Annotated in this window: 12 protein-coding genes; 6 read left to right on the top strand and 6 right to left on the bottom strand. The window is 72.0% G+C overall.

The genetic code is table 11. The features are described 5' to 3' along the window. Positions 1-17 precede the first annotated feature (17 nt). Positions 18-896: an acyl-CoA thioesterase gene (locus ABT078_RS18400; protein WP_351228856.1), complete on the top strand. Its 879-nt coding sequence runs from the start codon at positions 18-20 to the stop codon at positions 894-896. A 49-nt stretch (positions 897-945) separates the two neighbouring features. Here ABT078_RS18400 and ABT078_RS18395 read toward each other — a convergent pair whose 3' ends face one another. From ABT078_RS18395 to ABT078_RS18380, 4 genes are all read right to left on the bottom strand, one after another. Continuing rightward, on the bottom strand, positions 946-2,022 hold the full coding sequence (locus tag ABT078_RS18395) for a sensor histidine kinase (RefSeq protein ID WP_351228854.1): 1,077 nt from the start codon (positions 2,020-2,022) through the stop codon (positions 946-948). Beyond that, on the bottom strand, positions 2,019-2,705 hold the full coding sequence (locus ABT078_RS18390) for a response regulator (RefSeq protein ID WP_351228852.1): 687 nt from the start codon (positions 2,703-2,705) through the stop codon (positions 2,019-2,021). The genes ABT078_RS18395 and ABT078_RS18390 overlap by 4 nt, the downstream gene beginning before the upstream one ends. Before the next feature lie 460 nt (positions 2,706-3,165). Continuing rightward, a complete protein-coding gene (locus ABT078_RS18385) occupies positions 3,166-3,954 on the bottom strand; it encodes a phosphatase (RefSeq protein WP_351228850.1) in 789 nt (262 codons plus the stop codon). Between the two features lie 71 nt (positions 3,955-4,025). Next, positions 4,026-4,625, bottom strand: coding sequence for an SACE_7040 family transcriptional regulator (locus ABT078_RS18380; protein ID WP_351228848.1), 600 nt, complete (start codon positions 4,623-4,625; stop codon positions 4,026-4,028). Positions 4,626-4,711: 86 nt separating this feature from the next. Between ABT078_RS18380 and ABT078_RS18375 the strand changes: the two genes are divergently transcribed. Genes ABT078_RS18375 through ABT078_RS18360 form a run of 4 tightly spaced genes read left to right on the top strand, consistent with a single transcriptional unit; the run spans position 4,712 to position 10,637 of the window. After that, positions 4,712-6,328, top strand: coding sequence for a carboxyl transferase domain-containing protein (locus ABT078_RS18375; protein ID WP_351228846.1), 1,617 nt, complete (start codon positions 4,712-4,714; stop codon positions 6,326-6,328). Positions 6,329-6,358: 30 nt separating this feature from the next. Next, complete coding sequence (locus ABT078_RS18370; RefSeq protein ID WP_351228844.1) at positions 6,359-8,518, top strand: acetyl/propionyl/methylcrotonyl-CoA carboxylase subunit alpha; 2,160 nt, start codon at positions 6,359-6,361, stop codon at positions 8,516-8,518. Then, on the top strand, positions 8,515-9,468 hold the full coding sequence (locus tag ABT078_RS18365; protein WP_351228842.1) for a hydroxymethylglutaryl-CoA lyase: 954 nt from the start codon (positions 8,515-8,517) through the stop codon (positions 9,466-9,468). Before ABT078_RS18370 ends, ABT078_RS18365 begins: the two co-directional genes overlap by 4 nt. A 2-nt stretch (positions 9,469-9,470) precedes the next feature. Beyond that, positions 9,471-10,637, top strand: coding sequence for an acyl-CoA dehydrogenase family protein (locus ABT078_RS18360; RefSeq protein ID WP_351228840.1), 1,167 nt, complete (start codon positions 9,471-9,473; stop codon positions 10,635-10,637). 27 nt (positions 10,638-10,664) lie between these two features. Here ABT078_RS18360 and ABT078_RS18355 read toward each other — a convergent pair whose 3' ends face one another. Both ABT078_RS18355 and ABT078_RS18350 read right to left on the bottom strand, forming a co-directional pair. Further along, the gene (locus ABT078_RS18355; protein ID WP_351228838.1) at positions 10,665-11,534 is read right to left on the bottom strand and encodes an ArsR/SmtB family transcription factor; all 870 of its coding nucleotides are present in this window, start codon (positions 11,532-11,534) and stop codon (positions 10,665-10,667) included. Positions 11,535-11,609: 75 nt separating this feature from the next. Continuing rightward, positions 11,610-11,738 (bottom strand): hypothetical protein, encoded by a 129-nt coding sequence (locus tag ABT078_RS18350; RefSeq protein WP_351228836.1) that lies wholly within the window; start codon positions 11,736-11,738, stop codon positions 11,610-11,612. 153 nt (positions 11,739-11,891) lie between these two features. On the opposite strand from ABT078_RS18350, the gene ABT078_RS18345 reads away from it, so the two are divergent. Further along, positions 11,892-12,929 (top strand): ABC transporter substrate-binding protein, encoded by a 1,038-nt coding sequence (locus tag ABT078_RS18345; protein WP_351228834.1) that lies wholly within the window; start codon positions 11,892-11,894, stop codon positions 12,927-12,929.

The following is a 12,929-nucleotide window of genomic DNA, read 5'->3' as shown; positions in this document are numbered from 1 at the left end:
CTGATACCTGTTCAAACATGAACGAAGCTCTGCAGTCCCTGCTCGATCTGCTCGACCTGGAACAGATCGAGCAGGACATCTTCCGCGGCCAGAGCCGCTCCGCAGTCGTGCCGCGCGTCTTCGGCGGCCAGGTCGCCGCACAGGCCCTGGTCGCCGCGGGCCGCACCGTCCCGGGCGACCGGGCGGCGCACTCCCTGCACGCGTACTTCCTGCGCCCCGGCGACCCGGGCGCGCCGATCGTCTACACGGTCGACCGCATCCGCGACGGACGCTCCTTCACCACCCGCCGGGTCGTCGCCGTCCAGCACGGGCATCCGATCTTCCATCTCTCGGCGTCCTTCCAGACGTACGAGGAGGGACTCGACCACCAGGCGGAGATGCCGCCGGCGCCGGACCCGGAGACGCTGCCGACGGCCGCCGAGATGCTGCCGCTCCACCTGCCCGCGCACATCGCCGAGCGGATGGTCCAGGCCCGCTCCGCGGTCGATCTGCGCTACGTCGACGCGCCGCCGTGGGCCAGCGTCGGGCAGCCCCGCGAGCCGCGCTCGCAGGTGTGGTTCCGTACGAACGGCAAACTCGACGACTACTCCGACGACCCGCTGCTGCACGTCTGCCTCGCCACCTACGTCTCCGACATGACGCTGCTCGACTCGGTGCTGCTCGCGCACGGGCGGGGCGGCTGGGCGGTCGGGGACGTCGTGGGCGCCTCGCTGGACCACGCGATGTGGTTCCACCGGCCGTTCCGCGCGGACGAATGGCTGCTGTACGACCAGGAGTCGCCGTCGGCGCACGGCGGGCGAGGCCTCGGCCAGGCCCGTATCTACACGCAGGACGGGCGGCTGGCCATCTCGGTGATCCAGGAGGGCGTGGTCCGCGTCCCGCACGGCTCGTCCTGACGCTCGGGCACGGCGGTGCGTGCCCGTCCCTCGACGGCTGCGCTGCGCATCACCACGAAGCCGGCGTCGACAACGGCAGTACCGCCTCGAGGGCGAAGCCGCCGTCCGGCGCCGGGGCCGTGGTGAGGGTGCCGCCGAGAGCCGCCGTGCGGGCCCTCAGACCCGGCAGACCCTGGCCTCCCGGGAGGTCGGGGCGCGGACCGGGCACGGACGGTGGCCCGTTGCGGACGGAGATGTGCACGGAGTCGGGTGTGTAGCGCACCGCGACATCGGCCCGGGCGCCCGGCGCGTGTCGGCGCACGTTCGTCAGTGCCTCCTGAACGATGCGGTACGCGGTGTGCTGGATCTCCGGCGAGCAGCCCGCGAGGTCCGCTCGGGCGAGGTCCGCGCGCACACCGTCGCCCGCGGCCACCACGAGTTCGGGGAGCTGCGCCAGGCCAGGGGGCTCGTGGCGGATCGCCTGGCGCAGGTCGGCCGCCGCACGTCTGCTCAGCTCGCCCAGCGCCTCGGCCTCCTGGCGGTAGTCGGGGGAGTCCGCCGCGGCGGCGAGTGCGGTGCAGCGAAGGCTGATCAGGCTCAGATGGTGGGCTGCCGTGTCGTGGACGTCCCGGGCCAGCCGCTCCCTTTCCCGCAGCGCCGCCTGCTCGGCGGCGTACCGGCGCTCGCGTTCCCGGGACAGGGCCAGTTCGGCCAGGCGGGCGGCGAGTTCGCGGCGGGCGCGGCCGAGCAGGCCCAGCGCGGCGGGGGCGACTGCCAGCAGCCCGGCCAGCAGTACGCCGAGGGTGGTGTCGGGGAGCGTCCAGGCGTACCCGTCGAGGTCCCGCCACGGGACGAACGCGACGACCGCGACGGCCGCCGACCCGGCGATCACCTCGCCGCGGCGGCGTTCGGATGCGGCGAGTGCGTGCAGCGCGCACATCGCGGGCAGCCACAGCACGCCGGTGGCGAGGGTGGGCAGCGCGAGAGCGAGAACCGTCCGGGGGAATCGCCTGCGCAGCACGAGGACGACTGCGACGGCGAGCGCGCCGGCGAACATCCAGTCCTCCAGCCAGTACCGGGTCGCAAGTGCCTCGGCGACGGCGACGACAACGACGAGCGCTTCGACTGCCCAGAGGCGGGCGGTCATTCCGGACCTCGCCCGGCGGCGGATCGGTGGACCACGTTGGCGAGACCCACCCGGCTGGTGACGGCGAGCTTTCGCTTGAGCGCCCCGATGTGGGTCTTGACCGTGGTCACGCCCATGCCGAGGTGGGCGGCGATGTCGCTGTTGGGCAGACCGGCCGCGATCAGTGCAAGGACCTCGCGCTCGCGGTCGGTGAGCCCGGCCGGCCCGTCGGACGCGTCGGACACGTCGGGGCCGAGTATCGGCGCCGAGCCGGCGTAACGGGCGAAGACGTCCGCGCTGCCCGGCGGTGTGCAGATGACGCCACCTGCGGCGAGCAGCCGCACGGCGTCCACGAACAGCCTCGGCTCGGTGCTCTTGAGCAGAAATCCGGCGGCGCCGCCCCGCAGCGCGCGCTCGACGTGGTCGGCCCGGTCGAGGGCGGTGAGCATGGCCACGACGGGCGGCCGGGGAAGTGCGCGCAGACGGCGCAGCACCTCCAGGCCGCCGACGGACGGCATGTCGATGTCCAGCAGCACCACGTCGGGGGCGAGCCGCCCGACCGCCTCGACGGCATCGGGGCCGTCGCAGGTCCCTTCGACGGTGATCGCGTCGGCGGCGTCGAGGATGCGCTGCAGTGCGGCGCGTACGAGCTCCTCGTCGTCGACGACGAGCACACGCACCGGCGGCCTCAAGTCGTAGAGCAAAGGTCGTCCTGTGGTGTGAGCGATGTGGTGCCTGGGGCTGCGAGCCTGGATGCAGATCCTAGGACGCCACAAGCGCCCACCGGGATCCCCGGGGCCCGACCAAACTCCCGGGACCCTCGCTGCACGGGCCGCACGGCCCGCCCGCCGAGGGGATTCGCCTGCGGTGCCACCGGCCGAGGAGGAACCGTCGTACGCCGATGAGTCGGCCTGCGATGCGGCCCGGACCGCCGCCCGGGCGTGGCGTCGCCCGCGCCCGGGCGGCGTCGCCCGGCGGCGGAACCGCGCAGATCACCAGGGCCGTCGCCGTTGCCGAGCCGTTGCCGGTGGCATCGCGACCGGTCGCCGTCGCCGTGCTCGGCGGAGGAAGGGGTGGGCGGTCCGGCCGACGTACGGACCGCCGTCAGGAGCAAGCCCGCCTGCTCGGCGGTGCTGAGCCCCTCCGAGTGGCGTCCCCCATGGGTCACTCGGAGGAGCTGAGTCCCGCCGCGTCCAGGAGGTACGCCGTCATCGGCTCGTAGAAGCGGGGGTCGGTGACGTGGTCGTCCAGCGGAACCGTCACCCGAAGGGTGCCCTCCGCCTCGCCGATGAACAGCGCCGGGTCGTTGCAGTCGGCATAGCCGATGGCGTCGATGCCGCGCTGGCCCGCGCAGCCCGCCCAGCCGTGGTCGGCGACCACCAGGTCCGGCAGCTGCCGGCCCTCGCGCTCCAGGCCGTCCAGGATCGCGGCCATCGGCTCCGGTGAATGGGTGTGCCACAGGGTCGCGCCGCGCTCCAGCATCGCGACGTCGGCGAACTGGTAGACCATGCCCTCGTCCGCGGTGAGCCCCGACGGGATCCGTACGATCTCGCAGCCCGCGGCTCTCAGCGCGTCCGCGGTCTGCCGGTGCACATCCAGCAGCCCGCCCGGGTGACCGGTCGCGAAAAGCACCGATTCCCCGGCCGCCGCCGCCTCCTTCAGCCGCGCCGCCATCCGGTCCAGGGCGTCGACGGTCAGCTCGGGGTCGATGGTGTCCTGCCCGAACCGGTGCTGCGGATCGTCGACGACGCCGCAGCGCTCGGCCATCACGGCCAGCACGTCCTGCTCGTCGGTCCAGCGGTCGCCGAGCTCGAGGCCCAGCCAGTAGTGGCGGTCTCCGTTGGCGAGCTTGCGGTAGTGGGAGAGGTTGTTGTCGCGGGGTGTGGCGACCTCTCCGGCAATACGCGTGCGGACGAGATGGTCGACGAGGGCGGCGCGGTTCGGTATCGGCATGAGCCCATTGTGCCGTCAGGTGTGCGGAGCGTGCCGGACGTCCCGGTGACTGGACGCGCGCTGCGGCCGCATCACGCGGACAGCGAGGCGAACGCGCCGTGCGCCAGCTTGCGCAGCAGCTCCTCCATCGAGGCGCGGTTCGGCAGACCGTTTCCGTACGACCCGAGGTGCGGGGTGGAGTTGAGCAGCCCGAAGACCGCGTGGACGGCCGCCCGGGCCTGACCCTCGGGGACCTCCGGGTGCAACTTGCGGACGACGTCCACCCACAGCTCGACGTACTGCCGCTGCAGCTGTCGCACGAGCTTGCGGTCGCTGTCCCGCAGGCGGTCCAGCTCCCTGTCGTGCAGGGTGATCAGGGAGCGGTCGTCGAGGGCGAAGTCGATGTGGCCGTCGATCAGCGAGGCGAGCACCTGCTCCGGCCCGCCGTCGCCGTCGGCCTCGGCGACCCGGCGCCGACCGCCGTCCAGCAGCCGGCCGGAGATGCCGACCAGCAACTCGGCGAGCATCGCGTCCTTGCCGGCGAAGTGGCGGTACAGCCCTGGGCCGCTGATGCCGACGGCCGCGCCTATCTCGTCGACGCCCACGCCGTGGAAGCCGCGCTCGGCGAAGAGGCGGGCGGCCTCCCTGAGGATCTGCTCGCGCCGGGTGGAGGTGTCGGTCCGGGTGCTCATGCCATTGATTCTAGACAACGCAGTTAGCGCTCGTTAACCTGAAGGAAATGGGTTAACGCTCATTAACACGAAGGGAGCCCTGCCGGATGCAGCAGGCACCTGTGCTGGCGAGCGCGGCAGACCCCGCCTCCCAGGCTTGGCAGGCCAATGAAGCGGCACACCGCGCCCTGGCCGACACACTCCGCGCGAAGCTGGCCGCGGCCCGGCTGGGCGGCGGCGAGAAGGCCCGCGCCCGGCACACCGCGCGCGGGAAGCTGCTGCCGCGCGACCGGGTGGACGCGCTGCTGGACCCGGGCTCGCCGTTCCTGGAGCTCGCGCCGCTCGCGGCCGAGGGGATGTACGAGGGTCAGGCCCCGGCGGCCGGCGTGATCGCCGGGATCGGCCGGGTCAGCGGCCGCGAGGTCGTGATCGTCGCCAATGACGCCACGGTCAAGGGCGGCACCTACTACCCGATGACGGTGAAGAAGCACCTCCGCGCCCAGGAGGTGGCGCTGGAGAACCGCCTTCCGTGCGTCTATCTCGTCGACTCGGGCGGCGCCTTCCTGCCGATGCAGGACGAGGTCTTCCCCGACCGCGAGCACTTCGGCCGGATCTTCTACAACCAGGCGCGGCTCTCCGGCGCCCGCATCCCGCAGATCGCGGCGGTGCTCGGCTCCTGCACGGCCGGCGGGGCGTACGTCCCGGCGATGAGCGACGAGGCCGTGATCGTGCGGAACCAGGGCACGATCTTCCTGGGCGGCCCGCCACTGGTGAAGGCCGCGACCGGCGAGGTGGTCACAGCCGAGGAGCTCGGCGGCGGCGAGGTCCACTCCCGGATCTCCGGCGTCACGGACCATCTGGCGGAGGACGACGCCCACGCGCTGAGGATCGTGCAGAACATCGTGGCGACCCTGCCGGAGCGCGGTCCGCTCCCCTGGTCGGTGGAGCCCGCCGAGGAGCCGAAGGTCGATCCGTTCGGGCTGTACGGCGCGGTGCCGGTGGACTCCCGCACCCCGTACGACGTGCGGGAGGTCATCGCCCGGGTGGTGGACGGCTCGCGGTTCGCGGAGTTCAAGGCCGAGTTCGGTACGACCCTGGTCACCGGCTTCGCCCGGATCCACGGCCACCCGGTCGGGATCGTCGCCAACAACGGCATCCTGTTCGCCGAATCCGCCCAGAAGGGCGCGCACTTCATCGAGCTGTGCGACCAGCGCGGCATCCCACTGCTGTTCCTGCAGAACATCTCGGGCTTCATGGTCGGCAAGGACTACGAGGCAGGCGGCATCGCCAAGCACGGCGCGAAGATGGTCACGGCCGTGGCGTGCACGCGGGTGCCGAAACTGACGGTCGTCGTCGGCGGTTCGTACGGCGCGGGGAACTACTCGATGTGCGGGCGGGCGTACTCGCCCCGCTTCCTGTGGATGTGGCCCAACGCCAAGATCTCGGTCATGGGCGGCGAGCAGGCCGCCTCGGTGCTCGCCACCGTCAAGCGCGACCAGATCGAGGGCCGCGGCGAGGAATGGCCCGCCGAGGAGGAAGAGGCCTTCAAGGCCCCGATCCGCGCCCAGTACGAACAGCAGGGCAGTGCGTACTACGCGACCGCCCGGCTGTGGGACGACGGCGTGATCGACCCGCTGGAGACCCGGCAGGTGCTGGGCCTGGCCCTGACCGCCTGTGCCAACGCCCCGCTGGGCGAGCCCGGCTTCGGCGTCTTCCGGATGTGAGGGACTGCTGTGACACTCAAAGGACAGGCGATGTTCGACACTGTGCTGGTCGCCAACCGCGGCGAGATCGCGGTCCGCGTGATCCGCACGCTCCGGGCCATGGGGGTGCGTTCGGTCGCCGTCTTCAGCGACGCGGACGCGGACGCCCGGCACGTCAGGGAGGCGGACACGGCGGTGCGGCTGGGCCCGCCGCCGGCGGCGGAGAGCTATCTCTCGGTGGAGCGGCTCCTGGACGCGGCGCAGCGCAGCGGCGCGCAGGCGATCCACCCCGGCTACGGCTTCCTCGCGGAGAACGCGCGGTTCGCGCGGGCCTGCGCGGACGCCGGCCTGGTCTTCATCGGGCCGCCCGCCGAGGCGATCTCCCTGATGGGTGACAAGATCCAGGCCAAGGAGACGGTGCGGGCCGCCGGGGTTCCGGTGGTCCCCGGCTCGTCCGGATCCGGGCTGACCGACGACCAGCTGGCCGACGCAGCCCGCGAGATCGGCATGCCGGTGCTGCTGAAGCCCTCGGCGGGCGGCGGCGGCAAGGGCATGCGCCTCACGCGCGTCGAGTCGGCGCTGCTGGAGGAGATCGCGGCGGCGCGGCGCGAGGCGCGGGCGTCGTTCGGTGACGACACGCTGCTCGTGGAGCGCTGGGTCGACCGCCCCCGGCACATCGAGATCCAGGTCCTCGCGGACGCGCACGGCAACGTGGTGCACCTCGGTGAGCGCGAGTGCTCGCTGCAGCGCCGGCACCAGAAGATCATCGAGGAGGCGCCCTCGGTCCTTCTCGACGAGAAGACCCGGGCGGCGATGGGCGAGGCGGCGGTCCAGGCCGCACGGTCCTGCGGATACCGGGGCGCGGGCACGGTGGAGTTCATCGTCCCGGGCGGGGACCCTTCCTCGTACTACTTCATGGAGATGAACACCCGCCTCCAGGTCGAGCACCCGGTGACCGAACTGATCACCGGCATCGACCTGGTGGAGTGGCAGCTCCGGGTGGCCGCCGGCGAGCGGCTCCCCTTCGCCCAGGAGGACATCAGCCTCACCGGCCACGCGATCGAGGCCCGTATCTGCGCGGAGACTGTGTCCGTCAAGGAGGGCTCCCGCGGCTTCCTCCCCTCGGGCGGCACGGTCCTCGCCCTCCGCGAGCCGCAGGGCGACGGCATCCGCACGGACTCGGGTCTCAGCGAGGGCACGGAGGTCTCCAGCCTGTACGACCCGATGCTGTCGAAGGTCATCGCCCACGGCCCCGACCGCCCGACCGCCCTGCGCAAGCTGCGGGCGGCCCTCGCGGACACGGTCACCCTCGGCGTCCCGACCAACGCGGGCTTCCTCCGCCGGCTGCTGGCCCACCCCGCAGTCGTGTCCGGCGAGCTGGACACGGGCCTCGTGGAGCGCGAGGTGGACGGGCTGGTGCCGGACGGCGTGCCGGACGAGGTGTACGAGGCGGCGGCCCTGCTGCGCCGTCCCGCCCCGTCCGCGGGCCCGGACGGCTGGGTCGACCCGTTCTCGGTCCCGTCCGGCTGGCGCCTGGGCGGCGAACCGGCCCCGACGGTCCACCACTTCCGCGTGCCCGGCCACGATCCGCTGACGGTCCGGATGCCCGACATGCCTGCCGGGGGCGCCTCCCGGGCGAAGCTCCGGGGGAGCTCGATGACGGACACACACGCCGCCGGCACGGAGAAGATCGGCACCGTCACCGTCGAAGTCGACGGCGTCACCCACACCTTCACCTGCGCCGCCACCCCCGGAGGGACCTGGCTCGGCAGGGACGGCGACGCCTGGCACGTCCTGGACCACGACCCCGTCGCGGCGAGTCTCAGCGGCGCCGCCCGGCAGGGCGCGGACACGCTCGCCGCGCCCATGCCCGGCACCGTCACGGTGGTCAAGGTGGCGGTCGGCGACGAGGTCACCGCAGGCCAGAGTCTGCTCGTCGTCGAGGCGATGAAGATGGAGCACGTCATCTCCGCCCCGCACGCCGGCACCGTCACCGAGCTGGACGTCACACCGGGGGCCACGGTCGCCATGGACCAGGTGCTCGCTGTCGTCACCCCGCGCGAGCCCGCGAGCGAGCCAGAGGGGGGCGCCGCTTTCGAAAGGGAGAGCGCGCAGAGGCCGCGAGGAACGAGTGGCCGAGCACGGTCGACCGTCGACAGTGGCTCCAGCGCCCCGGAGGCGAGCCGAGCGCAGGAAAGGGGCGAGGAATGACCGCCGGACTGCCGATGGAGGTGCCCGTCGCGAACCTTCCGCCGCGGGTGCGGATCCATGAAGTGGGCCCGCGCGACGGGCTGCAGAACGAGAAGACATCCGTCCCGACGGACGTGAAGGCGGAGTTCATCCACCGCCTGGCCGACGCCGGGCTGACGACCATCGAGGCGACCAGTTTCGTGCACCCGAAGTGGGTGCCTCAACTGGCCGATGCCGAGGAGCTGTTCCCACGGCTCGCCGGCATCGAGGGCGTCACCTTCCCCGTCCTCGTACCGAACGAACGCGGGCTCGACCGCGCCCTCGCCCTCGGCGCGCGCCGGATCGCCGTCTTCGGGTCCGCAACGGAGACCTTCGCCGCCCGGAACCTCAACCGGACGATCGACGAGTCGCTCGCGATGTTCGAGCCGGTCGTCACCCGCGCCAAGGCCGACAAGGTGCACGTCCGCGGCTATCTCTCGATGTGCTTCGGCGACCCCTGGGAGGGCAGGGTGCCCGTCCACCAGGTCGTCCGCGTCGCCAAGCGGCTCATGGACCTGGGCTGCGACGAGCTGAGCCTCGGCGACACGATCGGCGTCGCCACGCCCGGCCATGTCCTCACCCTGCTCGCCCAGCTCAACGAGGAGGGTGTGCCCACCAGCGCCGTCGGGGTGCACTTCCACGACACGTACGGCCAGGCGCTGGCCAACACCTTTGCGGCGCTGGAGCACGGCGTCACGACCGTGGACGCCTCCGCGGGCGGCCTCGGCGGCTGCCCGTACGCGAAGAGCGCCACCGGAAACCTCGCCACCGAAGACCTCGTGTGGATGCTCAACGGCCTCGGCATCGAGACCGGGGTCGATCTCGGCCGGCTCACCGCCACCAGCGTGTGGATGGCCGAGCGGCTGGGCCGTCCCAGCCCTTCCCGCACCGTTCGTGCCCTCGCGGGCACGGCCTCCCACAAGGAGTCCTAGTCATGTCGCTCGACCACCGCCTCACTCCCGAGCACGAGGAACTGCGCCGCACCGTCGAGGAGTTCGCCCACGACGTCGTCGCCCCGAAGATCGGCGACTTCTACGAGCGGCACGAGTTCCCTTACGAGATCGTCCGCGAGATGGGCCGCATGGGCCTGTTCGGCCTGCCCTTCCCCGAGGAGTACGGCGGCATGGGCGGCGACTACCTCGCCCTCGGCATCGCCCTGGAAGAGCTGGGCCGCGTCGACTCGTCCGTCGCGATCACGCTGGAGGCGGGCGTCTCGCTCGGCGCCATGCCGGTCTACCGCTTCGGCACGGAGGAGCAGAAGCGCGAGTGGCTGCCCCGGTTGTGCTCCGGTGAGATCCTCGGCGCCTTCGGGCTGACCGAGCCCGAGGCCGGTTCGGACGCGAGTGGCACGAAGACCACCGCCGTGCGCGACGAGGCGACCGGAGAGTGGGTGATCAACGGTTCCAAGTGCTTCATCACCAACTCCGGCACGGACATCACGGCCCTGGTCACGGTCACCGCGGTCACCGGCCGCAAGGCCGACGGCCGCCCGGAGATCTCCTCGATCATCGTCCCCTCCGGCACCCCCGGCTTCACCGTCGCCGCGCCCTACTCCAAGGTGGGGTGGAACGCGTCGGACACGCGTGAGCTGTCGTTCTCCGACGTCCGCGTCCCGCCGGCGAACCTGCTGGGCGAGGAGGGCCGCGGGTACGCCCAGTTCCTGCGCATCCTCGACGAGGGCCGGATCGCCATCGCGGCGCTCGCGACGGGCCTCGCCCAGGGCTGTGTGGACGAGTCCGTGAAGTACGCCAAGGAGCGGCACGCCTTCGGCCGCCCGATCGGCGACAACCAGGCCATCCAGTTCAAGATCGCGGACATGGAGATGCGCGCCCACATGGCCCGTATCGGCTGGCGTGACGCGGCCTCACGACTGGTGCTCGGCGAGCCGTTCAAGAAGGAGGCGGCGCTCGCGAAGCTCTACTCCTCGACGGTCGCCGTCGACAACGCCCGTGAGGCCACCCAGATCCACGGCGGGTACGGCTTCATGAACGAGTACCCGGTCGCCAGGATGTGGCGGGACTCCAAGATCCTGGAGATCGGCGAGGGCACGAGCGAGGTCCAGCGCATGCTGATCGCGCGGGAGCTGGGGATCGCGGGCTGACGCAGCCCGAGGGCGTGCACCGCGCCCTCATCCCCGTTCGCCGGAATCCGCGTGCACCACGCCCTTCGACAGCGGTCCGATCCTGCTGACCGGAGGGCCGCCGAGAAGTTCCGCGCCCATCGGGGTGAGGCTGTGCAGGACCGCGCCCCCGAGCCGTCGGGAGGCGATCAGCCCCGCCTCCCGCAGCACGGCCGTGTGGTGGCTCACGGTGGCGGGGCTGATACCGGCCATCCGGGACAGCTCGGTGGTGCTCAGCCCGTCGGCGACGGCTTCCAGCACCGCGGCCCTCGCCCGGCCGAGCGGCGCGGCGAGCGCGCGATGGGGCGAGCCGCCCCCGCTGCCCCGCCCGCAGTCCTCGCCTCCGTACACGGAGGGCGCCAGCCAGCGCGGGTCGTGGGTGAGGGGACAGACGAGCACGGGTGGGAGTGTCCGGTCCCTGAGCACGATCGGCCCGGGCCGGCAGAAGAACGAGGGGACGATCCGCAGGCCGCGTCCGTTCAGGTGCAGGTCGCCGTCGAGTTGGGGTCCGCCGGCCTCCAGGACCGGCGGCATATACCGGATCGAGGGGTGCAGGCCCTGCGCCATCGCCGCGAACCCGCTCTGCAGCAGGACCCTGACGGCGGTGGACCGCTCTTCCTCGAACTGCGCCCGGATGTGGGTCCGGTACGGGGCCACGTGGAGCTCGTGATGCCGCCGCACCAACCCGGCCGTCCCGCGCAGCGCCTGTGGGTCGCCGTCCGCCAACGGCCGCACCCAGCCCGGTAATCGCCGCGCGAGGGCCAGTTCCGTCAGGTCGGTGCGGAGCCGGGCCCGTGGCGTGGACAGCAGAGCGTCGATCCCTGCCTCGAGGCCCAGGGCCGCCTCGGCAGGGGCGAGGAAGTCCCCCGAGTAGCCCACCGGCGGGGCCGGCGTCCGCAGCCGGAGCAGCGCCGGCTCGACCGGGCGCCCCGCGGTCGCACGCCGCCAACTCCCCTAGACCAGCGGCCCGTCGCGGCTCTGCAGCAGATGAAGGCTGAGGAGCGCTTCCCACAGGGGGTCCGGCGCGTCCGCCAGTACCACCCGGGTCAAGTCCTCGTAGGTGAAGTGGATCCGCAGTCCCATGGTCGTCCCCCGTGTGCCCCGTTCCGTCCTGTCTCACGCGAGCGGCCCGGCAGCGGTTCCAGACCCCCCTCTGGACATCGCGTGAGGTTAGGCTAACCTACCTTCGAACTTGCCCAGTGGCCGAAACCCGGCACGTACGAAAGCGACTCCGCCATGCCCCACGCCCGAGCCACCCATCTCACCCGACGCGGCCTGCTGGCCGCCGGAGGCGCCCTCGGGCTCGGCGCCGCGCTCACCGCCTGCGGTGGCGAGAAGAAGAGCGACTCGGCCGCCGACGCGAAGTCCGGCCCCTGGGAGTTCGAGGACGACCGCGGCCTGACGGCCAAGACCAAGGCGACCCCGAAGAACATCGTCGCCTTCAGCGGCGCGGCCGCCGCCCTCCACGACTTCGGCATCGAGGTCAAGGGCGTCTTCGGCCCGACGTACGTCGAGGACAAGGCGAAGGGCACGAAGGTGCCCGACGTCCAGGCGGGCGACCTCGACATCAACAAGGTCAAGGTTCTCGGCAATGTCTGGGGCGAGTTCAACGTCGAGGAGTACGCGGCGCTCGCCCCGGACGTCCTGATCACCGACATGTGGGAGAAGGACGCCCTCTGGTACGTGCCGGACCAGTCCAAGGACAAGATCCTCAAGCTGGCCCCGTCCGTCGCCCTGTGGGCCTCCGACTACTCGATGCCCAAGGTGCTCCAGCGCCACGTCGACCTCGCGAAGTCGCTGGGCGCCGACGTCACGGCCAAGAAGGTCACGGACGCCAAGGCCGCCTTCGAGACGGCAGCGGCCAGGCTGCGCGCCGCCGCGAAGGCCAAGCCCGAGATCACGGTGCTCATCGGCTCCGCGAGCGCCGACCTCTTCTACGTGTCCACCCCGGGACGGCCGACCGACACGCTCTACTTCAAGGAGCTCGGCGTCAACTTCGTGACGCCCACCAAGCTCGACGCCGGCGGCTGGTTCGAGGGCCTCAGCTGGGAGAACGTCGACAAGTACAAGGCCGACATCATCATGATGGACAACCGCGCCTCGGCGATTCAGCCCGACGCCCTGAAGGCCAAGCCGACCTGGGCCCAGCTGCCCGCCGTCAAGGCCGGCCAGGTCATCCCGCGTGTCACGGAGCCGATCTACTCGTACGAGAAGTGCACGCCGATCCTCGAGGACCTCGCGAAGGCCATCGAGAACGCGAAGAAGGTCGCCTGA

This window comes from Streptomyces sp. NPDC002133, from assembly GCF_040296405.1.
Taxonomy (GTDB): Bacteria; Actinomycetota; Actinomycetes; order Streptomycetales; family Streptomycetaceae; genus Streptomyces.
Note: the sequence above shows the minus strand (reverse complement) of the source record. Positions and strands in the feature narration are given on the sequence as shown.